Source organism: Rhizobium tumorigenes (assembly GCF_003240565.2).
In the GTDB taxonomy this organism is placed as follows: domain Bacteria; phylum Pseudomonadota; class Alphaproteobacteria; order Rhizobiales; family Rhizobiaceae; genus Rhizobium; species Rhizobium tumorigenes.
In genome coordinates this window covers 84708-108851 of record NZ_CP117260.1, presented here as the reverse complement: position 1 = coordinate 108851, position 24144 = coordinate 84708, and the positions used below count along the sequence as shown (strand labels likewise).

The window sequence follows — 24144 nt, the reverse complement described above, 5'->3', positions numbered from 1 at the left end:
ATATGTGGTATTTCACCTGGATCCTCGGCGTCGGGCTGGCCTGTTCCTTCGCGATCCTCAATGCAATGTGGTTCGAGATGCGCGAGGATCGTCAGCTCGCGCTCGTCCCCACAAAACCTGACCGGGACCGCGACGGGAAATGAGCAGCGGCGACGATATCGTACGGCGCTATGCAGCCCTTGCCGTGCCGCGCTACACATCCTATCCGACGGCCGCCGAATTCTCTGCGGCCGTCACCCCGGATGACCACGCCCGCTGGCTTTCGCGCGTCGGCGCCGGCCAGCGGGTCTCCGTCTACCTGCACGTCCCCTATTGCCGCGAGCTTTGCTTCTATTGCGGCTGCCATACCAAGCTTACCCACCGCGAGGATGTCATCGACGCCTACAGGCGGGCACTGGAGACGGAGATCGAAACTGCCGCTGGTCATCTCGGCGGCAGACCCAGCGTTGCCCGGCTGCATTGGGGCGGTGGCACACCGAGCATTTTCGGTGCATCCGGCATGAAATCTGTGCTGGACGTCCTGCACAGGCACTTCACATTCGAGGAGGCCGGCGAACACGCTATCGAACTCGACCCACGCTATGTCGACCAAGCGCTGGCTGCCGACCTTCGTGCGATGGGCATCAACAGGGCCAGCCTCGGTGTCCAGGACACCGCGCCGCAGGTGCAGGCCGCAATCGGGCGCATCCAGCCCATCGAAACCGTGCAGTCCTCCGTCGCCCATCTGCGGACCGCTGGAATCGACCGACTGAATTTCGACCTTATCTACGGCCTGCCGCTGCAGACGGATCCTCGTTGACGCAGACCTGTCAGGCAGTCGCCCAACTCCGTCCGGATCGCATCGCATGCTATGGTTATGCCCATATGCCGGATCGTCGGGCCAATCAGCGCCAGATCGACGGCAGCGCCCTCCCCACTTCGGCCGAGCGCATCGAGCAAGCAGCAACCGTCTCGTCGGAACTCCTGCGGCATGGCTATGAGGCAATCGGGCTAGACCATTTCGCCAAGCCGGATGACAGCCTTGCCATGGCGTCCCGCGGTCAGCGGCTGCACCGCAACTTCCAGGGCTATACCGACGACGACTGCCGAATGCTGCTCGGCTTCGGCGCCTCGGCGATATCGAGGCTTCCGGATGGATACGTCCAGAACATGGCGGACAATCCGCGCTACTGTCGAACGGTGGGAGAGAAGAAGCTGGCCAGTATCCGTGGCTGCCTGATGGACACTGATGATCAGGTACGGGCGCAAATCATCGAATCCCTGATGTGCAATTTTCGCGTCGATCTTGCCGAAATCTCTGGCGGAAACGATTTTGCAGACGAATTGACCGCACTTCAGCCGATGATCGACGACGGACTGGTCAGTGTGCAGGAAGGTGTCGTCGCAATGACCGCAACAGGACGCGCTGTCGTTCGCGTCGCGGCAGCGATCTTCGACCGCTACAAATGGGACACAACCAGCCGCTTCAGTCTTGCCGTCTGAGGTCCGGGCACATACGCGGGGTCTCTTGTCAGAATGGCTGGGCTGACGCTGTCTCAGCGGGCTGGGGGGTGTGGCCGTTCAGGCGGCCCATGCACTGGACGAACTCCGGATACAGCGTCTGCACGCGCGACATCGGCACGATCCAGTCCGGCTCATTTCCGGAAAACGTCAGCTGCACGTCGGGCCTGCCCTGAAACGCATCGGTGACCAGCCGCCTGATGAGACCATCGCTGGTCTTGCCATCCTTGGTCCAGACTTGCAGCGTCTTGGCATCGAAGAAGGCCGCAGGCGCGACGATGCGTCGGGTGCCATCGACAATAGTGACGGTGGTGGCAGTTGCCGCGGGGATGGACCAGCCATCCCTGGAGACGAGCCAGCGCGTCGTATCGCGGCTTGCGCGGAATTCGACCGTCTTGCCGAGGTGACTGTCCCAGAGAAGCCGACAGTAGGGCGCATCCGTTCCGGCGTCGAAGCCGACGGACCACTGGTTGAGTTGCGCCGTCCACTGGGTCTCCGCGGCGGCGAGGCCCGGAAACACAAGCGACGCGATCATCACGGCATAACGGTAAAGGCGCATCGACATGTCCGGCTCCAGCGTGGTTTCTGGCAGGCTAGCGCAAAGGGGTCAACGTTTTGTCAATTCGCATCGACAACGTCCGTCCAGCACCCCGCCGGTATCAGTCGAGCAATTCCCGCAGTCGCACTGCAAGTTCGCGTGCCGTGTAGGGCTTCTTCAGCCAGCTGGCGTCGTTCGACATTTCGCCCTCGGCGATTTGCGGCGACGCATAACCGGAGGTGAACAGGATCTTGGCGTCAGGCCGCAGCGTCCTTGCACGCTCCGCCAGCTTGTCGCCCGTCATGCCACCCGGCATGGCGATATCGGTGAGGATCAGTGCGATCTCGGGCGTCTTTTCGAACAGGATGAGCGCATCCGGGCCGTTTGCAGCCTCCAGAACCCGGTAACCGGCCTCTTCCAGCCGCGCCACGACGATGCGGCGGACGCGCGGATCGTCTTCGGCGACCAGGATGAGTTCGCTGCCGCGGGGGCCATCCCCGACCTCGGCCACGACGGCCATCTCGGGAGGCTGCGCATCGCGCAAGACGGGAAGGAATATCCGCACATTGGTGCCGGACCCCTCGATACTCTCAAGCTCGACATGCCCGCCCGACTGCTTGGCAAAACCATAGACCATGCTGAGGCCGAGACCTGTCCCCGCACCCATGGCCTTTGTCGTGAAAAACGGCTCGAAGGCATGCTTACGAATATCCTCAGGCATTCCCTCGCCGGTGTCCGCCACCGAGATCAGCACGTAATCGCCTGTGCGAACATGGGGATAGCGGGTGACGTAGTCGACATCGAGCCGGACGCGGCTGATCTCGATCGTCAGCCGCCCGCCTTCGCTCATCGCGTCCCGGGCGTTCAATGTCAGGTTCAAAAGCGCATTCTGCAGCTGCGAGGTATCGACCCGCGCCAGATTGGAAGACCCGGAGACGACGGTGCGCAGTTCGATGGTTTCGCCGAGCGTCCTTCGCAGGAGGTCGGAAAAGCTGCCGACCAGCTGGCCGATATCGGCGGGCTTCGGATGCAACGGCTGCCTTCGGCCGAAGGCAAGCAGCTGCGCCGTAAGCTTCGCGCCGTCCTCGGCCGCGTACTGCGCCTCGCGCAACAGCGACAGCTGCCGCTCGTCGTGCAGCTTGGCTTCCAGCATCTCGAGATTGCCGCTGATAACGGTCAGCAGATTATTAAAATCGTGGGCAAGGCCGCCTGTCAGCTGCCCGACGGCTTCCATCTTCTGCGCCTGGCGCAATTCTTCCTCGATCCGGTGCCGGCTGGTCAGGTCGCGGATGAACCCGGTGAAAATCCGCTCGCCGTTCGAAATGGCCTCGCCAACGGAGAGCTCCATCGGAAACAGCGTTCCGTCCTTGCGCTGGCCGGTGACGACACGCCCGTAGCCGATGATACGCCGCTCGCCGGTGGTCATGTAGTGAGACAGATATCCGTCATGGGCGTTGCGATCGGGCTGCGGCATCAGGTCGCGAACGTTCCGCCCGCAGATTTCTGCTGCTCCATAGCCGAAAAGGCGCTCGGCAGCTGCGCTGAAAGATGTGATCTTCCCGACATCGTCGATGACCACCATGGCCTCCGGCACCGTCTCCAGAATGGAGCTGAGATGGACCTCCCGGCCGGCGAGCTCGCCCTGCGCATGGCGCAAGGCCGTGACGTCGTTGTTGGTCTGGAAGATGACGCGCGTGCCGTCGCCCTCCCGCACGGCGATCACGCAGCGACTTGCGACATGAAGCACCTGTCCGTCCTTGCGCCTCTGCCTGACTTCGCCGGTCCACACGCCGTTGGCGAGGAGGTCACGTTGCACCTCGTCAGCCGGCACTGCAAATTCCGTCGCCAGCAGATCATGGACAAGCCGGCCGAGCGCCTCCTCGCGCTTCCAGCCGTATAGCTCCTCGCATCCGCCGGTCCAGCGGGTAACGACCCCATCCAGTCCGTGGACGATGATGGTCGCGCCGTCGAGGATGCGCTCGATCTCGCCTTTTCCCAGATCGTCGGAACCGCGATGTGCCGTGAAACTGTCTATCATGCCTCTATCCCGACGGTCAGCAATTGGCCAACTGGCGTCTCTTGTCATCCGGTGTGTTGTTATTGTCTGCATCGCAATCTCCCGCAAGCAAGGAAAGCCTGTTCAACCTCACTTCAATGCTGTGCCTGCCAACCGGACTGATGACGCCGGCAATCGTCAGTCTGGTGATGTTGCGCGAAACAGTCTCGATTGTCAGGCCGAGGAAGTCGGCTATGTCCTGGCGGCTCATCGGCAGGTCGACCGTCATTCTGGGCTCTGCGGCGCGCTCGTGCCGGCGGGCGAGCATCAGGAAAAAGCTGCAAAGGCGCTCCTCGGCCGATTTCCGCCCGAGCAGAACCATGTGATCCTGGGCTGCCGCCATTTCTTCGCACAACTTCGCAAACAGCTTCGGCTGCAGGCCGGCGTCCTCGCTGATCGCTTGCTGGAAATGGAGCCGCGAACAGCGGCGTACCCTCGCCGATGTCACGGCCTCGGCCGTATATAGATAGAGATTGCGAAACGAGAGGCCGATGATGTCGCCGGGGAAGAGAAATCCGGTGATGATGCGACGGCCATCGGCAATGATCTTGCAGACGCGAAACAGACCCTCGGTCACCTCGAAAATATGGCTCGCCTTGTCACCCTCCCAGAACAGAGCATCGCCTGCATCCAGAATCTCCTGGGGCCGCCACTGGAAGGCGGAGGAAAGCGTCGAGGGGCCGCCCGGCTTCATTCGGACTACGTTGGTCGAAAGATGATGAGCACTTTCCGAAAACATGGGTCAAACCTCTGTTCATTTCACCAGAGCAATTGACGCGTTGCCCGTTACGTAGGAACGATGCCGCTGTGATAAACAGTGCCAAATTGTAACGGACTGTAACAGCCGCCCCGCGTTTACGATCGGCGACGCTATGCCTGATGATTTGATTTCGAAAATTCATATACTTGTCGTCGATGACGACCCGCGAATTTGCCAGATGCTGCAGCGGTATTTCGAAGAAGAAGGCTACGGGGTAACCGTCGCCCACGACGGCAAATCGATGAAGCGCGCCATGACGACGGTGGCATTCGACGCGATACTTCTCGACCTCGTGCTGCCCGGCGACGATGGACTGACGCTGGCGCGGGATATCCGGGCCGGCTCCGACATTCCGATCATCATGCTGACCGGCCGGGACGATGTCATCGACCGGATCGTCGGACTGGAGATAGGCGCCGACGATTACATCGCTAAACCTTTTCACCTGCGGGAAGTCCTTGCCCGCGTCCGGACGATCCTGCGCCGCCGCCGTCCAACGCCGGCAGCCCCGGCAGAGGCTAGGGAGATGATCCGTTTCGACGGCTTTACACTGGATATCGACCGGCGCATCCTGTCCTCGAGCGACCATGCTAACATCGAGCTGACGACGGGTGAGTTCGATATGCTCGCGGTTCTGGCCAAAAGCCCCCGCCGGGTCCTGACGCGACAGGCCCTCATGGACATGACCCGGGGTCGAAATCTCGAGGCCTTCGACCGGACGATCGACGCCCAGATCGCCCGTCTCCGCAAGAAGATCGAGCGCGATCCGAAAAAGCCGGAAATCATCAAGTCGGTGCGCGGCATCGGCTACGTGTTCAGCGGCCGTGACGACGGCAGCGAATGAGCACGACGATCATTCGCTGCCATCATCTTGACGCTTGCTAGTCCGACCAGACCCAGTCCTTGATCTCGGGCAGGTCGTCAAAGTGCGCGCGGATATAGCGATCGTGCTCTTCGAGCATGTCGGTGCAGAGGGTCGCAATTTCTCCATGCTCGATCAGCGCGCCCGGCACATAGCGCAGGACATCCAGGCAAAGATGCAGCCTGCTGATCCTGTTTAGCACCACCATGTCGAACGGCGTCGTCGTCGTGCCCTCCTCGAGATAACCGCGAACATGGAAGCGATCATGGGCGTCACGTCCGTGCAGCAGATCGTGGATGACGCCGGGATAGCCGTGGAACGTGAAGATGACCGGCGCCGTCTGCGTGAAGATGTCAGTGAAATCGGCATCCGTCATGCCATGGGGATGGCGGTCTGCCGGTGACAACCGCATCAGGTCGACCACGTTGACAACGCGCACCTTGAGGCCGGGCGCGTGTTTCCGGAGCATCCAGGCAGCGGCTATCGTCTCCTGCGTCGGGATGTCGCCGGCGCAGGCCAGCACGACATCCGGTTCGTCCGGCTGCTTGCTGTACATGTCCCAGACGCTGGCGCCCTTGGCACAATGGACCTTGGCTTCGTCCATCGTCAGCCATTGCAACTGCGGCTGCTTGTCGATGACGATCAGGTTCAGGTAGTTGACGCTTCTGAGGCAATGATCGGCAACCGACAGCAGGCAATTGGCATCGGCCGGCAGATAGACACGCGCCACGGTCGGCTTGCGGTGGATGACGGTATCGATGAAGCCGGGGCCCTGATGGCTGAAACCGTTATGATCGTTGCGCCAGCAGGTGGAGGTCAGCAGGTAATTGAGCGACGGAACGTCGGCGCGCCATGGCACCCTCTTTGCGTGTTCGAGCCACTTGCCGTGCTGCATCGACATGGAATCGACGATCATTGCGAAGGCTTCGTAGGTCGCAAACAGGCCGTGACGGCCGGTCAGCGTGTAGCCCTCCAGCCAGCCGTGGCAGCAGTGCTCGCTGAGGACTTCCATCACCCGCCCATCATGCGACACGTGATCGTCACCGGGCAGGATATCGCTGATCAGGCATCGGTCGGAAATGTCGAAGATGGCGCCAAGCCGGTTCGAATTGGTCTCGTCGGGGCAGAACAGCCGGAAATTATGCGGGTTGTCCTCGTAGATATCGCGCAGATAGTTGCCGAGAACGCTGGTAGAGCCGATGCGTTGGCGGGCACGCTCCTCGAACTTGAACTGATAGTTCTCGAAATCCCGTAGCTTCAACGGCACCGTCAGCAGGCCGCCGTTGGCGTTGGGGTTGGAGCCCATGCGGCGATTGCCGGCGGGTGCCAGATCGGCAAATTCCGCGCGGAAGCGTCCGGCGCCGTCGAACAACTCCTCCGGCTTGTAGCTGCGAAGCCAATCATCGAGGATTTGAAGATGCTCGGGCTTGGTCAGGACATCGGAAACCGGCACCTGATGGGCGCGGAACGTGCCTTCGATCTGGAGGCCGTCGACGATCTTGGGCCCCGTCCAGCCTTTTGGCGTCCGCAGGACGATGACGGGCCATTGCGGTCGCCCATGCGAGGCACCGCTGCGTGCTCTCGACTGGATCTCGCGGATCTCCAGCACTGCAGTCTCGAGCACCGAGGCAAAGGCCTGGTGGACTTTTTCGGGGACGTCGCCCTCGACGAAATAGGGCTTGTAACCCTGGCCCTCGAAGAATTTGGTCAGGTCCTCGTCGCTGTGCCTGGCCCAGACCGTCGGGCCGGAAATCTTGTAGCCATTGAGATGCAGGATCGGCAGCACCGCGCCGTCACGGGTGGGATTGATGAAATCGATGCTCTTCCAGCTGCCCGCAAGCGGCCCGGTCTCGGCTTCGCCATCGCCGACGACGGCCGCGACCAGCAGGGCCGGATTGTCCATGACGGCGCCAAAAGCGTGCACCAGCACATAGCCGAGTTCACCGCCCTCGTGGATCGAGCCTGGAGTCGGAACGCTGACATGGCTCGGCACGCCACCCGGTGTCGAGAACTGCCGGAAGAGCCGCAGCATGCCTGCTTCGTCGCGGGTAATATCAGGATAGAACTCCGTATAGCTGCCTTCCAGCCAGACGTTGGCAATCAAGGCAGGACCCCCATGGCCGGGGCCCGCCATATAGATCGTATCCAGATCGTATTTCTTGATCAGCCGATTGAGGTGGACATAGATCAGGTTGAGGCCGGGCGACGTTCCCCAGTGGCCGAGCAGCCGCGGCTTGATATGATCCACTGTCAGCTTTTCGCGCAGCAGGGGATTTGCGGACAGGTAGATCTGACCGATGTTGAGGTAGTTCGCCGCCCGCCACCAGGCATCCATGCGGTGAAGTTCTTCGGCACTGAGCGGCATTGCTACCGACTTTGTGTTCCCGTCCATCGTGATCCCTCATGTCGATTGTGCACATGCCTGACAGTGGCGACCGAAGCGGTGTAACCGCCGGCCCACACGGCCAGGCTTCGTCCGCGACCCTAACGCAACCAGACGTCAGTAATCTGACATGGATCAAATTTGGCCTATTATCGACAAGGCTTCGTCGGCGATCACCTGCTCCTCGTTGGTGGCCACGACATGGATTGCGATCCGGCTTTCGGCTTTGCTGATGACGAACGCGTTCTCTGCATTGGCCGACTCATCGATCAGCGCTCCGAGCCAGGCAAGACGCGTAACGACTTTTGCCCGGATGGCCGGTTGATGCTCGCCGATCCCAGCCGTGAACACCAGCGTATCGACACCACCGAGTGTCGAGGCCATCCTGCAGATCTCGCCGGCGATCCTCAGCGTAAAGAGATCGATGGCTTCGGCTGCCTCAGGCCGGTCGTCCTCCAACAGCGCCCGCGTATCGGCGCTGGTGCCGGACACACCGAGCAGGCCGGATCGATGATAGAGCAGGTCCTCGACCTCGGCATAGGCCATCTTCTTCTGGCCGATCAGATGCAGCACGACCCCCACGTCCAGCCATCCGGGCCGCGTTGCCATGGGAATGCCGTCGAGGGTGGAAAAGCCCATGCTGCAATCTCGGCTGATCCCCTCTTCCAGCGCGCAGAGGCTGGCGCCACTGCCGAGATGGGCGATTACGGTTTTGCCGACCGGCTTTTCGGCACGACGGGAAAGCTCCGCAGCCACGAATTTGTAGGATAGACCGTGAAATCCGTAGCGCTTGATGCCCTCGTCATGCAGCGCGCGCGGAATGGCGAGGCGTCGAACAAGCTCATCCTGCGTGCCGTGGAAGGCTGTATCGAACGAGGCAAACTGCGCCAGATCCGGCCGCAGATGCTTGACAGCGCGGATGAAACGCAGTGCCTCAGGCTGGTGCAAGGGTGCCAGCGGCGTCAATGCCTCGATGGCATCGATGACGCTGTCGTCGAGTTTGACGGCCTCGAGGAACCTGTCGCCGCCATGCACGACGCGGTGGCCGGCGGCAACCATGGCATCCATCTCGAAATGGCCGGCCAGGATTTTGAAGGCTTCGTCGATGACCTCGTGCAAGTCGGCCGTCACCGTACTTTCCATTTCGGCCTCGAAGGGCTCGGGGCCCTGACTGACCTCGAACACCAGCGGTTTTGCCCTGAGGTCGATGACGGCCTTGCCGATCATACTGGCGGTTGCCTCTTCGATCTCGAAAATGCCGATCTTGACGGACGACGAGCCCGCGTTGAACGTCAGGAGAATGCTGGGTGACGCCATGTTCGACATGCTCCGTTGTCGACCCAAGGCCGATGCTGACGCGACGGTAGCAGATGACGGGCCTGCGCGGTGAGAGATCGTGCATTTCGGCATGACGCTAAATTGCGTGACTTGCCCTGTGCAAGACAGCCGACGTCGCAGGCCGGTGACCCGCTGGCCCCCGTTCGATGGAATAATGTCCACGCGACCTTGAACATTGGCAACCCAATGGACGAAAATCGCGCTACGATCACTTGCCTGCATCGAGAGGAGTCGATCAGGCAAACAATGGAGGAGATCATCATGAGCAAGAACAGAGGCGTGGTCTATCTGAACCCCGGCAAGGTCGAGGTCAGGGATATCGACGACCCCAAACTCGAGGCGCCGAATGGCCGGCGGATCGAGCATGGCGTCATCCTGAAGGTCATCTCGACCAATATCTGCGGCTCCGACCAGCATATGGTACGCGGCCGCACGACGGCCCTGCCCGGGCTGGTTCTCGGCCATGAAATCACTGGCGAGATCATCGAGAAGGGCATCGATGTCGAAATGCTCGAGATCGGCGACATCGTTTCAGTGCCCTTCAACGTCGCCTGCGGCCGCTGCCGCTGCTGCAAGTCGCAGGACACCGGTGTCTGCCTGACGGTCAATCCGGCGCGCGCCGGCGGCGCCTACGGCTACGTCGACATGGGCGGCTGGATCGGCGGGCAGGCCCGTTACGTGACGATCCCCTATGCCGACTTCAACCTTCTGAAGTTTCCGGACCGTGACAAGGCCATGGCCAAGATCCGTGACCTCACAATGTTGTCCGACATTCTGCCGACCGGATTTCACGGTGCCGTCAAGGCGGGCGTCGGGGTCGGCTCGACCGTCTATGTTGCCGGTGCCGGACCGGTTGGCCTCGCAGCCGCAGCCTCTGCGCGTATTCTCGGCGCCGCCGTCGTGATGATCGGCGATTTCAACAAGGAGAGGCTGGCGCACGCCGCCAAGGTCGGCTTCGAGCCGATCGATCTGTCGGCCAGCGACAGGCTGGGCGACATGATCGCCGAGGTGACCGGCAGCAACGAGGTTGACAGCGCGATCGACGCGGTCGGTTTCGAAGCGCGCGGGCATGCTGGCGGCGAACAGCCGGCCATCGTCCTCAACCAGATGATGGAAATCACCCGCGCTGCCGGCTCCATCGGCATTCCCGGGCTTTACGTCACGGAAGACCCCGGCGCCGTCGATAGCGCCGCCAAGCTCGGCAACCTGTCGATGCGGTTCGGACTAGGCTGGGCGAAGGCGCAGTCCTTCCACACAGGCCAGACGCCGGTCATCAAGTACAACAGGCAGCTGATGCAGGCGATCCTGCACGACCGACTGCCCATCGCCGATATCGTCAACGCGAAGATCATATCGCTCGAAGAGGCGGCGCAGGGATACGAGAGTTTTGATCAGGGCGCCGCACAGAAATTCGTGCTCGATCCCCACGGCATGCTCGCCGCCTGACCGGCATGTAAGGGACATGCGGGCAACACTCGCGCGCATGTCCCGTTTGTCGGGCGAACGGTTTATCCCTTGCACCCGCCATGGGGGAATGTGGCTTCGCATCGAGCTTACTGCCGCGAAATTGAAGCGCTACACGCGACAGGCTCTAGCATCGGGGTCGGAAGGCGCCTAGTAATCTGGCCGCCGATCGGGTCATCCTGCCGGTCCAATGTCTTCAGATACACACGGCGTCATGCTCGAACAGTGCAGATGAACAAATCCTTCGGTAGCCCGGACAGCGATCCGGACACATCCCCGCGATATCAGCGCGCTGCAATTCAGGTCGTTGCTCTCTCGACGCATACCGGACGGGCATGGCTTGCTGCGGCCGTCTTCCTCATTGCCAGCTGGGCAACCGGCGCATTTACCCCTGCATCGATCTGGCCGACCTTCTTTGGCTGTAACGCCGCAGCCCTGATGCTCTTTGCGACCGGGCTGCGATCCGCCATCGAGGTGTCCGATTGGCGTCGGCGAAAGGCCGGCCTTTCGAGCCTGCCGGCACCGGCATGGGCGCAGCATCTTCGCAACCTGCTGTTACGACCATGGAACACGACAGAGCCCGGCGACGGCTCATCGCAGGATCGTGTCGAGCGTCTCAGCGGCAAGATCGCCATGCTCGCGGCCGCCTCCATCAACCGCCTCGGTGCACGCGCAGCTTCGCTTGCAGCCCTTGCTATCTTTTCGATGCTCGTTGCCTTCGATAACCTTTCCTGGGTCGCCCAGCCGCTTTTCCTCGGCCCCATGGCCTACACAATCAGCGGCCTCTGCCTGGTTGTCGCCTTCGGACTGCTGGTGGTCGAGCGTGGCTTTGCCGCCGCCGATGCCGACGAATGGCCCGAAGCCCAATCACTGATGCTCCTCGCCCGGCTGCCGATCGTCACACTGTCGCTCTCGGCATTTTCCCTGCTGCTGGCGGGCTCCGGCTATCTCTGGGCCATCAAGGTGCCGGCCCTGCTTGCCTGCCTGTCGATACTGGTGGCACTCGAGTTTCTCGTGCGCGCCGTCGTTGCGATGTTCGGCCCGCAGAGCGATGAACGGCCGCCGCAATTGCTTGCCGAAAGCCTATTTGCCGGCATCTTGCGCTGGCCGCCACGCCCGCTGACAGCGTTGCAGGCGGAATTGCGCAGCCGGCATGGCATCGATCTGCGGCAGATCTGGGCATTGACCTTCATCGGCAGGACTTTCCCCGCCGTCGCGCTGGCGATTGCTGTCGTCGGCTGGCTTCTCAGTGGCGTCACTGCGGTGCCGATGAGCGGGCGCGGCATCTACGAGCGTTTCGGAAGACCCATCGCGGTCATCCATCCCGGCCTGCATGTCGGGCTGCCCTGGCCCTTCGGACGGACCGTGGCTGTCGAAAACGGCATTGTCCACGAACTCGCAACCTCCGTTGTCAGCGACGGCAGCGATCCATCGCCGCCCGATGCCGAGGGACCGGCACCGGCGAGTGCCAACAGGCTGTGGGATGGAACCCATATCAGCGAGAAGTCGCAGATCATCGCCAGCCGGTCCGAGGGCAAGCAGAGCTTCCAGATCGTCAACATGGACGTGCGCTTCGTCTACCGTATCGGCCTGTCCGACCGGGCAGCGCTCGACGCCGCCTATCACACGGCCGATATCCCGGCACTGATGGAGGCGACGGCCAGCCGCGTGCTGGTGCAGGATTTCGCCGGGCGGACCCTCGACGATGTGCTGGGCTCAGGCCGGCTGGAAATGGCGGACGAAATTGCCACCGCCATCCGGACTGACCTCGATCGTCTTCAGAGCGGCATAGAAGTGCTGGCGGTGGTGGTCGAAGCCATTCACCCTCCGGCAGGCGCCGCAAATGCCTACCACGCCGTCCAGGCCGCCGAGATCACCGCACAGGCGCTGGTCGCCCGCGAGCGCGGTTTTGCCGCCCAATCGGCCAACGAGGCGCAGCGCATCGCCAGCCTCGGGCGCGACAAGGCCACCGCCACGGCGCGTGAAAGCGTTGCTGCCGCAGACGTCGCCAGGCTGCGGTTCGAGGCCGAGCAGACCGCTTACCGCAACGTTGGCCAGGTCTTCCTCGACGAGGCCTATTTCACCCAGCTGACATCGGGGCTGGGCCAGGCCAAGGCGCTGATCCTCGACCATCGCATCGGCGGGCTGATGGCGCCGACCATCGATCTCAGAAGCATGACGATGCCGATTGACCCGGACGCAGCCCCCAAGGCCAGCGCCCCCGCAGGAAACGACGAGGTCGAGCCATGACCCATGTGCATCAGCACGAAGATCACGATCACCACCACGACCATCATGAGCATGGTAGCGACGCCATGCACTTCCGGTGGTATCGGGTCGTGCTCGCCATCGGACTGGCGCTGATCGTGGTCGCAGCGGCCTGCGTCGTCCAGGTTCGCTCCGGCGCAGCCACGATCATCACCCGCTTCGGAAATCCGACCCGCGTCCTGATCGAGCCGGGTTTGGCGTTGCGCTATCCCCTCCCCTTCGAAACGACGATCGATGTCGACCTCCGCACCAAGTCCACCTCGAGCGGGCTGCAGGATGTCGGCACCAGGGACGGGTTGCGCGTGATTGCCGAGGTCTACGCGATCTGGCAGGTCCCGCCGGATGCGGAAGACGTAAAGCGCTTCGTCCGCTCGGTAGAGAACCAGCCCGATCAGGCCGCAGCCCAGATCCGCACCTTTCTCGGTTCGTCGCTCGAAACGGTGGCTGCCAACTACGACCTCTCGGCGCTGATAAACCCGGATCCTTCAAAGCTACAGATTTCGGCCCTGGAATCGCGGCTGAAAGACCAGATTGCCCAATCATTGCTGGATACTTATGGCGTACGCGTCGTCGAGGTCGGTATCGAGCGCCTGACGCTGCCATCGGTCACGCTGGATGCGACCGTCGACCGGATGCGCGCCGAGCGTGAAACGATAGCAACCGAGCGGGCTGCGGTCGGCAAGCGACAGGCAGCAGAAATCCGCTCTGCAGCGGAACGGGACGCACGGGTGCTGCAGGCCGACGCCTCGGTCAAGGCCGCCGGCATCGAAGCCAGGTCCCGTGTCGAGGCTGCCGAGATCTACGGGGCGGCGTACAAGACCGCGCCCGAACTCTACGAGATGCTCCGATCACTGGATACGCTGGGAACGATCGTTAACGCCAACACGCGGCTGATCCTGCGCACCGATGCTGCGCCGTTCCGGGCCCTGATAGACGGACCGCCGCTCTCGGCTCCACCCGCCCCGCCGCCGACTTCGCCAGACCCCGGGAAGAAGTGACATGTCCGGCATGCGAAACACCAAAGCGGCGCCGCATATACAGGCCGTGCGGCTCGCCTTCATGGCGATGTTCGGCATCATGCTGATAGCCGCGATCTCCTGGGCGACATCCAATATCCGCCAGATCCCGCCCCAGAGCCGCGCTGTCGTGATGCGTTTCGGCGCCTTGAACCGCGTCCAGAACGCCGGCCTGACGCTCGCCTGGCCACAGCCTTTCGAGCGGGTTTCGCTGGTACCCGATGCTGCACAGGTGATTGAGCGCAAGGTCGAAGGTCTGCTGAGGTCACCGACAGCCGACCTCGTGACTTCAAATACAGGTCTCCAGAGCGATGCGGAGGCCGGATCGGGCTATCTGCTGACCGCCGATGCCAGCGCCGTTCATCTCGACGTGAGGGTCTTCTATCGCGTCACCGATCCTGTCGCCTACGTCCTTCAGGGCGCTCATGTGATACCGGCGCTGGACCGGCTTGCAACACGCAGCGCGGTGATGGTCTGTGCCTCCCGCGATCTCGACAGCATCCTTGTCGCCAGACCCGAGCTGGTCGCCGCCGACAGCGGGGTTGCCGAGAGGCGCGAACGGCTGCGGGCCGACCTGGTCATCGGCATCAACGACGGCCTTCGCGCGCTGGCAACGCAGGGCCTCGGGCTTGGCATCGAGGTTGAACGTGCAGACGTCCAGTCGTCATTGCCAGCTTCAGCCGTTGCAGCCTTCGACGGCGTGCTGACCGCCAGCCAGCAGGCGGAGCAGGCCATCGCTGCGGCGCGCAACGATGCCGCCAAGCAGAACCAGGCGGCTGCGCAGGCCGCCGATCTCGTCGTCAAGCTGGCCCAGGCGCAGGCAACCGAGCGGGTGGGTAAAGCCCGCACCGACACAGCCACGATCACCGGTCTTGCGACCACGCAAGGCAGCAACAGCGACCCCGGCCTGCTGCAGCGCCTCTACCGCGCAAGGGTCGCAACCATCCTGTCGCAGGCGGGCTCCGTCGTCACCGTCGATCCGCGCGACGATGCCCGCCTTATTCTGCAGGGAGTGGAAAAATGAGCGAGGCAGCCGGACATTCGCATCATGGCCACGGGCATTCGCACGCGCACAGCCATGTCTTCAGCACCGGCCTGCTGACGGCGAACGAAAAGAAAAGCGCCGGTTTCCAGCTCCTCCAGGCCATGGTTGCCGTCGGGCTGCTGGTGCTGGGCCTCGGCTGGCGATGGCTCCTGCCCGACGAGGCCGGCATCGGCCAGCTGCTGTTTGCCGCAGCATCGATCATTGTCTCCGTGCCTGTCATCCGTTCGGCATGGCACAGCCTGCGCCGTCCAAGCCTGCACGGCATCACCGACCAGCTGATCGCGCTGGCGATGCTCGCCGCCTGGGCCACGGGCGACCTTCTGACCGCAGCATTGCTGCCGATCATCATGATCTTCGGCCATGTGCTGGAGGAGCGAAGCGTCATTGGATCGAAGGAGGCGATGGACGCGCTGGCGCAGCTGACCCGCAGCCTCGCCCGCCGGGTCACGGCCGATGGCAACATCGAGGAGATCGACAATGCGTCGTTGAAACCCGGCGATATCGTGGAAGTCAGGGCCGGCGACCGCGTTCCGGCGGATGGCCGCGTCATCGAGGGCCAGGCCAGTCTCGACACCGCGCCGATCACCGGCGAAGCGGTGCCTGTCGAAGTCAGTCTCGGCATGGACATCTTCGGCGGTGCAATCAATCTCGATGGATTGCTACGCCTCGAAGTGACGCGCACCGGCGAGCAGTCGACCCTCGGCAAGGTCATCGCCCTGATGCAACGCGCCGAAAATGCCAAGCCGCCGATCACGAGGCTGCTCGAGCGCTATGCCTATCAGTATCTTTCACTCGTGCTGATGATTGCTGCCCTGGCCTGGTTCCTCACCTATGACGACCAGACCATGCTTGCCGTGCTGGTTGCGGCCTGCCCTTGCGCCCTCGTCCTGTCCGCTCCGGCCACAGCCGTTGCCGGCATTGCGGTGGCGGCAAGGCACGGCATCCTCATTCGCGGCTCTGCCTTCCTCGAGGAACTGGCCGACCTGACATCGGTGGTAATCGACAAGACGGGAACACTGACCTACGGGCAACTGCGTTTGCAGCAAATGAATGCCGTTAGCGACGCGGAACGACCGGTCCTGCTGGCTCTTGCCGCCTCGCTCGGCGCTGCCAGCAGCCACCCTGTCAGTCGCGCCCTCGCCTCGCTCGTGCCGCAGGCAAGCTACCTGCCGCTGACCGGCCTGCGCGAGGTCCAGGGGCTCGGTGTCGTGGCGATGACGGAAGGCGGCGAAGCAGCACTCGGCCGGACGGAATTGTTTACCCGACTTTCGGTCGCAGCACCCCCGCCGCCCGATCACGACGGCCCGATAGCCGGCCTGTCGCTCGATGGACGCTTTGCCTGCTGGCTGCTGCTGTCGGACACCATCAAGCCGGAGGCCTCCGTGGCGATGGCCGATCTGCGCGACCTTGGCCTAGCCCGGCAATTGCTGCTGACAGGCGACCGTCAGTCGGTGGCAGACACCCTGGCAGCCGAAGTCGGCATCACCGATGTTGCGGCGCAGGCACTGCCGGAAGACAAGCTGACGCGGGTGTCGCGCGAAATCAGCAGCGGCTTCCGGCCGATGGTCGTCGGCGATGGCATCAACGATTCGCTTGCATTGAAGGCTGGCGTGGTCGGCGTGGCGATGGGGGTCGGCGGATCGGACATCGCGCTTGCCTCGGCGGATATCATCCTGATCGGCAGCGATCTGCGCAGGCTCGGCACGTCTGTCCGCCTCAGCCGCCTTTGCCGCCAGACCTTGCAGACAAATGTCGTCATCGGCCTCGGCTGGACGGTCGCCATCGTCATCCTTGCAGCCCTCGGTCTTCTCGGCACGGAGGGCGCCCTGGTGGCGGCCATCCTGCACAATGTCAGCACCCTGCTGGTGCTCGGCAATGCCGCCCGGCTGATGCGATACGACGAGCCGCTGGCGGCCATCGAGGCAGCCTGATCTCGCGGGCGGCGGAACGGGTGCTGACGAATTAGTTGCAGGATTCCGGCGCCGGCGAATTGCAATGCAGTTGCATTCGTTGTTTTTGTTCGTCCCGACGTGAATTGCGCAGAACCGAAGGACGAGCATCACTTGGACGTCATCACCACAGCCCTCGTTTTGTTGCTGGCCATCGTCGTCAGCGGCCTTGTGTCCCGGGTTATCCCGATAACGCTGCCTTTGCCGCTGATCCAGATCGTGCTCGGAGCAGCGATCGGCCTGTCTGCAAATCTCAGCGTCACGCTGGAACCGGACATTTTCTTCCTGCTGTTCCTGCCGCCGCTGCTGTTTCTCGACGGCTGGCGCATTCCGCGCGAGGAATTGATACGGGACCGCAACATAGTTCTTGAACTGGCGCTCGGGCTGGTCGTCTTCACGGTGCTTGGCGTAGGGCTATTCGTCCATTGGCTGATCCCGGCCATGCCGATGGCAGTCTGCTTCGCGCTGGCAGCGGTCGTTTCTCCTACCGATCCGATCGCGGTTTCGGCGATTGCGAAACGCGTGAAAATCCCGCCGCGCATGATGCATATTCTCGAGGGCGAATCGCTTCTCAACGACGCATCCGGCCTTGTATGCCTGCGCTTTGCCATTGCTGCCGCCCTGACCGGCACGTTTTCGATCTATGATGCAACGTTGAATTTTCTGTGGGTGGCGATTGGCGGGGTGCTGATCGGCATCGCGGTGACGTGGTCGATAAATGCGGTCAGCACCCGGCTTTCACAGCACTATGGCGAAGAAAGCGGATCCCAGATCCTTGTAAGCCTGCTCATTCCATTCGCTTGCTACCTGCTGGCCGAGCATTTTCATTGCTCCGGCATTCTGGCTGCCGTTTCGGCCGGAGTTACGATGAGCTTTGCGGAAAATTCGGGCCAGGCAATGGCCGTCACCCGCGTCCGCCGCAGCACCGTCTGGGACATGGTCGCCTTTGCCCTGAACGGCACCATCTTCGTCCTCCTTGGCGAGCAATTGCCAGGCATCCTGTCGCGCGCCGAGGAAACGGTCAGGCTGACGGGCCACGAGAATCCGTGGTGGCTGCTCGCCTATGTCTTCGCGCTGACAGTCGGTCTTGCCAGCCTGCGTTTCGTCTGGGTCTGGGTGTCGCTGCAATTAACGCTGCTGCGGGACAAGAGGCGTCATGATTCGCCCAACTGGCGTATCGTCGCGGCCTTTTCCGTGGCCGGCGTTCGTGGCGCGCTGACGCTGGCGGGCGTCCTGACCCTGCCCCTGACGATGAACGACGGAACGATCTTTCCCGGCCGGGACCTCGCGATCTTTCTGGCGATGGGGGTGATTATCTTTTCGCTGATTGCCGCCACGCTGTTCCTGCCACCCCTGCTGCGGAACCTCGAGCTGCCAAAGGAAACCAAACACGAGGAAGACGAAGATGCCGCCCGAACGGCTGCGGCGCAGGTCGCCATGAAGGAAGTCGAGGAGGTCCAGCACCGCCTAGCCAAGGGTCGGGACGACACGGACCTCTATGTCGAGGCCGCGGCCCGGGTCACCGAATTCTATCGGCGGCGGCTGGAAATCCATACAGGGACCGAAGATGCGGGCTCGACGTCACGCGAGATCGCCAAGATCGAAATGCAGTTGCGGCTGGCGGCAGTCCGGGCAGAACGCAGTGAGATTTTCCGCAAGGTCCGCGCCCGCGAACTCGGCAGCGCGACCGGCCGGAAACTGGTTCACGAGCTGGATCTCCTCGAAGCGCGCTATCTCAGCTAGCAGCGCATCGCAAGGCGGCATCGGCCTCCGTAGGCATTGCGAAGCCAGCCATGGCATTGCAAAAGAAGAGAGATAGAATCACCTAGGTCGGACCCAGCTTGGAAAAAACGCTTTATCTTCCCGTGAAGGCCTTTCTGGAAAATGCCGGCTACCGGGTCAAAGGCGAGATCGGCGGCTGCGACGTGGTGGGGCTTAGCGACGACGACCCCGACATCGTCGTCATCTGCGAACTGAAGCTGACGTTCAACCTCGAACTCGTCCTGCAAGCCGTCGATCGGGCGTCCGTCTGCGACGAGGTCTGGATTGCCGCCCGCATTTCGGCCAAGGGCAAGGGTCGCGAATCCGACAGTCGCTATCGCGATCTCTGCCGACGGCTGGGCTTCGGCATGCTGGGAGTCTCGGATACAGGCGTCGTCAGCGTCATCGTCCGGTCGGTAACGCCGATGCCACGGACCAATTCCAAGCGGCGCTCGCGGCTGGTACGGGAGCACCAACGGCGGCGCGGCGACCCAATGCTCGGCGGCTCGACCAAAATTCCCGTCATGACCGCCTACCGCCAGCAGGCACTTGCGATCGCCGCAGCGCTCGAGGCGGGGCCTCTCCGACCGAAGGATATGAAACTGGTAGCACCGCAGGCGGGAACGATCCTGCTTCGCAACGTCTACGGTTGGTTCGAGCGGGTGGAAAAAGGCGTTTACGCTCTGACAGAAGGCGGCAGGCAGGCGCTGAAGCAATGGCCGCAAGTGGCGGTCGTCGAATAGTTATGGCCACTGTAGCCGCCAAAGTGATTGCCCTCTCAGCGACCGGTCTGCTATCAGCGTCCATGCCCGTATCGAAGAGGAGCTGGCCGATGACTTCAACGCCAAGCCCCGGGGGCAACCTGTGACGGATACAGCATCGCTTGCCGCACTCGGCTGGTCTGAGTTTTTCCAATCGCAGATCGAGGATGCCGACGCCGGTCTTGAACCGCGCCGCATTTCCGGCGTTCACCGCACACGTCTCGCTGCCATATCCGAGCATGGTCCGGAGCAGCTCGTTCTCGGACCGCACGCCAATACCGGCGAGTTCGCTGTCGGCGACTGGGTGCTTGCGGAACACGACACCGATCTCGTCGTCCGCCGCCTGGACCGCAAGGCGCTGCTGCAGCGCCGCACGGAAGGCAAGGACAATCAGCTGGCTGCCGCTAACGTGGACACCCTGTTCATCGTCACTTCCTGCAATGCCGACTTCAATCCCTCGCGGCTCGAGCGCTACCTGGCGCTTGCCAACCAGGCGGGCACCGAGCCTGTTATCCTGCTCACCAAGGCAGATACTGTGGATGACGCCGAGAGCTACAGGCAGCAGGCGCAGGCGCTGCAGCGCGATCTCGCCGTCGTCGTGCTCAACGGCCGCTCTCCGGATGCAGTCGGTGCGCTGGCACCGTGGTGCGGTGCTGGCCGTACGGTGGCGCTGGTCGGTTCTTCCGGCGTCGGCAAGTCGACCCTCGTCAATACGCTGGCGGGGCCGGATCGGGAACAGACCCAGGAGACCGGTGGCATTCGCGAACAGGATGCCAAGGGCCGTCACACCACCACCTCCCGCTCGCTGCACGCCATCGCCGGTGGCGGCTGGGTGATCGATACGCCCGGCATGCGGACGCTCTATGTCAGCGACGCCTCCTTCGGCATCGAAACGCTGTTCGCCGAGATTACCGATCTGGCACCCTTCTGCCGGTTCCGCGATTGCACCCACGCGCACGAGCCCGGTTGCGCTGTCCAGAAGGCAGTCAAGGAAGGCACGCTTTCGGCCGAGCGGCTGGATCGATGGCGCAAGCTTTCCGAGGAAAATGTCCAGAACACGCCGGTGCAGACCGGGCCGCGCGGCAACAAGGTCCCCGGTCGCAAAAAGAAATATTAGGGCAATTCCGTTTTCACGGAGACGTGAAAAGCTCTATCTCTTTGTTTTTACGCTTGCCGGACGCAAAAATCGCCAGGCACTTTTGCAGGAATTGCCTGGACGCGACGGATAGAGGCACAACCCGGCTTGAGACAGCCCTGACCCGGCGCTACTTGATCAACCTCAAGTGGACAAAGGGGAGGCTGACATGACCGATACAACCGCGAGCGCAGCAGTGCCGACGGCCGAGGAAACTGTTTTCGGCATCATCATGGCCGTCAGCTTCTGCCATATGCTCAACGATACGATGCAGTCGCTCATCCCGGCACTCTATCCGATGATCAAGGATAGCTACGGGCTCGATTTCACCCAGATCGGCTTCCTCGGACTGGTCTTCCAGGTAACGGCTTCACTGCTACAGCCGCTCATCGGCATCTATACCGATAAGCGCCCGCTGCCCTATTCGCTGACCGTCGGAATGGGCTTTACGCTGGTCGGTCTGCTGCTGCTGGCGTTTGCCCATGCCTACTGGGTGCTGCTTGTCGGTGCCGGCGTGGTCGGGCTGGGGTCTGCCGTGTTCCACCCCGAATCCTCGCGCGTGGCGCGGCTGGCCTCCGGCGGACGTCACGGGCTGGCGCAATCGCTGTTTCAGGTCGGCGGCAATTTCGGCTCGGCCATGGGACCGCTGCTGGCAGCCTTCATCGTCCTGCCTCGCGGACAGATCAGCGTGGCCTGGTTCTCGCTGGTGGCCCTGCTCGGCATGATCGTCCTGTGGCGCGTCGGCGTCTGGTATTCCCGCCACCGGATTGCCAATGCAAAGCGCAAGGTGGTCGCAGCCGTCGTCGCCCTGCCGCGCGCGACCATCGTCAAGTCGATTATCGTTTTGGTATTCCTGGTCTTTTCGAAATTCATCTACATGAGCAGCCTGTCGAGCTACTACACGTTCTATATGATCGACCGCTTTGGCGTTTCGGTCCAGCACGCGCAGATCCTGCTGTTCGTATTCCTCGGCGCGGTTGCAGTCGGCACGGTTGCAGGCGGGCCTGCCGTCGATTGGTTCGGCACCAAGTTTGTGATCTGGTTCTCCATCCTCGGCACCTTGCCGTTCACCCTCGCACTCCCCTATGCCAACTATGAGGTCACGGTGGTGCTCACAGTCATCATCGGCGTCATCCTCGCCTCGGCATTTTCCGCGATCATCGTCTTTGCGCAGGAACTGGTACCCGGACGTGTGGGCACGATCGCCGGACTGTTCTTCGGCTTCGCCTTCGGGATCGGCGGCATCGGCGCGGCCGGGCTCGGCATTGTCGCCGACCATAAGGGCATCGCCTACGTCTACAGCATCTGCTCCTACCTGCCCCTGCTAGGCCTCCTCACCGTCTTCCTGCCAGACATAGGCAAAGGTCGCCGCCACCGCGCAAGGCAGGTGTAGGAGTTTAGTGCCGGCGTTTGACAGATTGGATGAGATTCACCGTCAAACCCGGTTCGCTTGTTCGCAGTGGGCGCCATGTCAACTTTCACTATGGCGCTCGCCCGAGCGCCATAGTGCGGTATTCAATCCGCCAATCACCTCGCCGCCCAATTCATGCCGCGATGGAAAATCGTTCTCATCTGCGGCACCGAAAACTCCTTGGCCTGGTGCCCGAGCGACGAATAGAAGACCCGGCCTTTGCCATAGTGGCGTTTCCAGGCGACCGGCATAACAACACCGTTGATCCAGTAGGCATGCTCGCCGGTAAAGGTGGTCGTTGCCAACACCTCGTTCGATGGGTCGACATGCATGTAGTATTGCTCGGAGGTGTAAGGAAAGTCCTCGATCCCCTCCATGATCGCGTCGTCTGGCTTGGTGATATTGACGGTGTAATCGATGATGTTGCCGGGATGGGCCACCCACTGGCCGCCGACAATGAACTGGTAGTCGACGCTATCGCGAAAGCTGTCACCGGCGCCGCCGTGATAACCGGCGATACCGACGCCGCTCTCGACGGCGGCGGCCAGGTTCTTTACCTCCTCCTTCTCGATCTTCGACATCGTGACGATCGGCACGATCAGGCTCAGGTCGTGGATGGATGGATCGGCAAACGCTTCCGTGCTGTTTTCCAGATAGACCTTGAAACCATCCTCTTCCAGAATGTCGCGGACGATATGGGCACATTCCTGCGGCTCGTGACCACTCCAGCCGCCCCAGACGATAAGTGCTTCGCGCATTGTACTGTTCTCCTGTTTCATTGCCCGATCAGCCCGTCCACAAGGGATTCGGACAGGGGAGCGGGACGCCCGGTCTCCGTGGCGATGCTGACCGTACGGCCGGTATCGGATGCGGTCTGGAAGGCTTCCATCACCTCCAGCACATGCAGCGCCAGGCTTCCGCTGGCGCGGTGCGGTCGGTTTGAGCGGATGGCATATGCCATGTCGGCAACCCCGAGCGAGCGGTAGTTGCCGTCGGCATAAGGTTCTGTAACCTCGCGGGTCTCGAACTCGCCGCCCTTCTTCAAATATTCCACCGATCCGCCGAAGTGGTTCGGATCGGGCACGAGAAGCGTACCTTCCGTCCCGTAGATTTCGATCGGAACATGCTTGTGGCCAGCGACATCGAAGCTCATGCCGATCTGCACGACGGCGCCATTGGCAAAAGCCATGACGCCGGCGACATGGGTCGCGACATGCACGGGGATATGCTGGCCGTTGCGCGGCGCGCTGGTGATGATGCGCTCCTTGCGCGGGGTCGTGGCAAAGCCTGCCACCTGCGAGACCGGACCGAGCAGATTGACGAGATCGGTGATGTAGTAGGGTCCCATATCGAGCATGGGGCCACCGCCGACCTCGTAATAGAAATCCGGGTTTGGATGCCAGCGCTCGTGGCCGGGGCACATGAAGGTCGCGGTACCGCCGACCGGCTGGCCGATGGCACCCTCATCGATGATGGCGCGCGCCGTCTGGTGGCCGCCGCCGAGGAATGTGTCCGGCGCAGCACCGATCCTCAGACCCTTCGCTGCGGCAGCATCCGCGAGGCGCTTGCCCTCGATGAAGTTGATGCCGAGCGGTTTTTCCGAATAGGTGTGTTTTCCAGCATCGAGCGCTTGCAGGGCGACGGCGACATGGGCCTTCGGGATGGTCAGATTGACGATGATCTCAACTGACGGATCCGCGAAAAGCTCTGCTATGTCGACGGCTTTCAGGCCGAACTCCGCAGCCTTTGCCTCTGCCAGGTCGCGATTGAGGTCCGCCACGCCTTTGATATCGAGAATGGGGAACGATCTCATGGCTTTCAGGTAGGCGCCGGATATATTCCCGCAGCCGATAATGCCGATTCCAACTTTTTCCATAATTGCCTCCTCCAAGACCGG

18 protein-coding genes and 1 pseudogene are annotated in these 24144 nt (G+C 62.4%); 12 read left to right on the top strand and 7 right to left on the bottom strand.

All coding sequences use genetic code 11. From position 1 onward, the window contains the following. The first annotated feature begins 2 nt into the window (after nucleotides 1-2). Both cydX and hemN read left to right on the top strand, forming a co-directional pair. Nucleotides 3-143: a cytochrome bd-I oxidase subunit CydX gene (cydX, locus tag PR017_RS27465; RefSeq protein ID WP_111218480.1), complete on the top strand. Its 141-nt coding sequence runs from the start codon at nucleotides 3-5 to the stop codon at nucleotides 141-143. Further along, nucleotides 140-1482 (top strand): annotated as a pseudogene (gene hemN / locus PR017_RS28385) (oxygen-independent coproporphyrinogen III oxidase). The gene cydX and the pseudogene hemN overlap by 4 nt, the downstream one beginning before the upstream one ends. Before the next feature lie 28 nt (nucleotides 1483-1510). On the opposite strand, the gene PR017_RS27450 reads toward hemN, so the two are convergent. The 3 genes from PR017_RS27450 to PR017_RS27440 form a co-directional block, all read right to left on the bottom strand. Next, complete coding sequence (locus tag PR017_RS27450) at nucleotides 1511-2065, bottom strand: hypothetical protein (RefSeq protein WP_111218482.1); 555 nt, start codon at nucleotides 2063-2065, stop codon at nucleotides 1511-1513. 94 nt (nucleotides 2066-2159) lie between these two features. After that, on the bottom strand, nucleotides 2160-4076 hold the full coding sequence (locus PR017_RS27445) for a hybrid sensor histidine kinase/response regulator (protein WP_111218484.1): 1917 nt from the start codon (nucleotides 4074-4076) through the stop codon (nucleotides 2160-2162). Nucleotides 4077-4092: 16 nt separating this feature from the next. After that, nucleotides 4093-4833: a helix-turn-helix domain-containing protein gene (locus PR017_RS27440; protein ID WP_240538933.1), complete on the bottom strand. Its 741-nt coding sequence runs from the start codon at nucleotides 4831-4833 to the stop codon at nucleotides 4093-4095. Nucleotides 4834-4966: 133 nt separating this feature from the next. On the opposite strand from PR017_RS27440, the gene PR017_RS27435 reads away from it, so the two are divergent. Continuing rightward, a complete protein-coding gene (locus tag PR017_RS27435; protein ID WP_111218488.1) occupies nucleotides 4967-5698 on the top strand; it encodes a response regulator in 732 nt (243 codons plus the stop codon). A 37-nt stretch (nucleotides 5699-5735) separates the two neighbouring features. Here the strand turns inward: PR017_RS27435 and PR017_RS27430 are convergent, their stop codons facing one another. Together PR017_RS27430 and PR017_RS27425 are read right to left on the bottom strand one after the other, a co-directional pair. Beyond that, entirely contained in the window at nucleotides 5736-8108 is a 2373-nt protein-coding gene (locus PR017_RS27430) for a phosphoketolase family protein (RefSeq protein WP_111218490.1), read from the bottom strand. A gap of 126 nt (nucleotides 8109-8234) precedes the next feature. Beyond that, a complete protein-coding gene (locus tag PR017_RS27425; RefSeq protein ID WP_111218707.1) occupies nucleotides 8235-9416 on the bottom strand; it encodes an acetate/propionate family kinase in 1182 nt (393 codons plus the stop codon). A 282-nt stretch (nucleotides 9417-9698) separates the two neighbouring features. On the opposite strand from PR017_RS27425, the gene fdhA reads away from it, so the two are divergent. The 9 genes from fdhA to PR017_RS27380 all read left to right on the top strand — a co-directional run bounded on the left by fdhA (nucleotide 9699) and on the right by PR017_RS27380 (nucleotide 22229). Then, the gene (gene fdhA / locus PR017_RS27420; protein ID WP_111218709.1) at nucleotides 9699-10883 is read left to right on the top strand and encodes a formaldehyde dehydrogenase, glutathione-independent; all 1185 of its coding nucleotides are present in this window, start codon (nucleotides 9699-9701) and stop codon (nucleotides 10881-10883) included. A gap of 249 nt (nucleotides 10884-11132) precedes the next feature. Then, a complete protein-coding gene (gene hflK / locus PR017_RS27415) occupies nucleotides 11133-13151 on the top strand; it encodes a protease modulator HflK (protein WP_111218492.1) in 2019 nt (672 codons plus the stop codon). Beyond that, nucleotides 13148-14167, top strand: coding sequence for an SPFH domain-containing protein (locus tag PR017_RS27410; RefSeq protein WP_111218494.1), 1020 nt, complete (start codon nucleotides 13148-13150; stop codon nucleotides 14165-14167). Before hflK ends, PR017_RS27410 begins: the two co-directional genes overlap by 4 nt. Nucleotide 14168: 1 nt before the next feature. Next, the gene (locus PR017_RS27405; RefSeq protein ID WP_111218496.1) at nucleotides 14169-15209 is read left to right on the top strand and encodes an SPFH domain-containing protein; all 1041 of its coding nucleotides are present in this window, start codon (nucleotides 14169-14171) and stop codon (nucleotides 15207-15209) included. Continuing rightward, nucleotides 15206-17161, top strand: a complete 1956-nt coding sequence (locus PR017_RS27400) for a heavy metal translocating P-type ATPase (protein WP_111218498.1) — start codon at nucleotides 15206-15208, stop codon at nucleotides 17159-17161. The genes PR017_RS27405 and PR017_RS27400 overlap by 4 nt, the downstream gene beginning before the upstream one ends. Nucleotides 17162-17293: 132 nt before the next feature. Next, nucleotides 17294-18922, top strand: coding sequence for a Na+/H+ antiporter (locus tag PR017_RS27395; protein ID WP_111218500.1), 1629 nt, complete (start codon nucleotides 17294-17296; stop codon nucleotides 18920-18922). Nucleotides 18923-19020: 98 nt separating this feature from the next. Beyond that, complete coding sequence (locus tag PR017_RS27390; protein WP_111218502.1) at nucleotides 19021-19683, top strand: DUF2161 domain-containing phosphodiesterase; 663 nt, start codon at nucleotides 19021-19023, stop codon at nucleotides 19681-19683. A gap of 121 nt (nucleotides 19684-19804) precedes the next feature. Continuing rightward, the gene (gene rsgA, locus PR017_RS27385) at nucleotides 19805-20818 is read left to right on the top strand and encodes a ribosome small subunit-dependent GTPase A (protein WP_240538934.1); all 1014 of its coding nucleotides are present in this window, start codon (nucleotides 19805-19807) and stop codon (nucleotides 20816-20818) included. Nucleotides 20819-21005: 187 nt separating this feature from the next. Beyond that, nucleotides 21006-22229 (top strand): MFS transporter, encoded by a 1224-nt coding sequence (locus PR017_RS27380; RefSeq protein WP_111218506.1) that lies wholly within the window; start codon nucleotides 21006-21008, stop codon nucleotides 22227-22229. A 134-nt stretch (nucleotides 22230-22363) separates the two neighbouring features. Here the strand turns inward: PR017_RS27380 and PR017_RS27375 are convergent, their stop codons facing one another. After that, nucleotides 22364-23005: a ThuA domain-containing protein gene (locus PR017_RS27375; protein ID WP_111218508.1), complete on the bottom strand. Its 642-nt coding sequence runs from the start codon at nucleotides 23003-23005 to the stop codon at nucleotides 22364-22366. 17 nt (nucleotides 23006-23022) lie between these two features. Further along, nucleotides 23023-24123, bottom strand: coding sequence for a Gfo/Idh/MocA family protein (locus PR017_RS27370; RefSeq protein ID WP_111218510.1), 1101 nt, complete (start codon nucleotides 24121-24123; stop codon nucleotides 23023-23025). Nucleotides 24124-24144 lie beyond the last annotated feature (21 nt).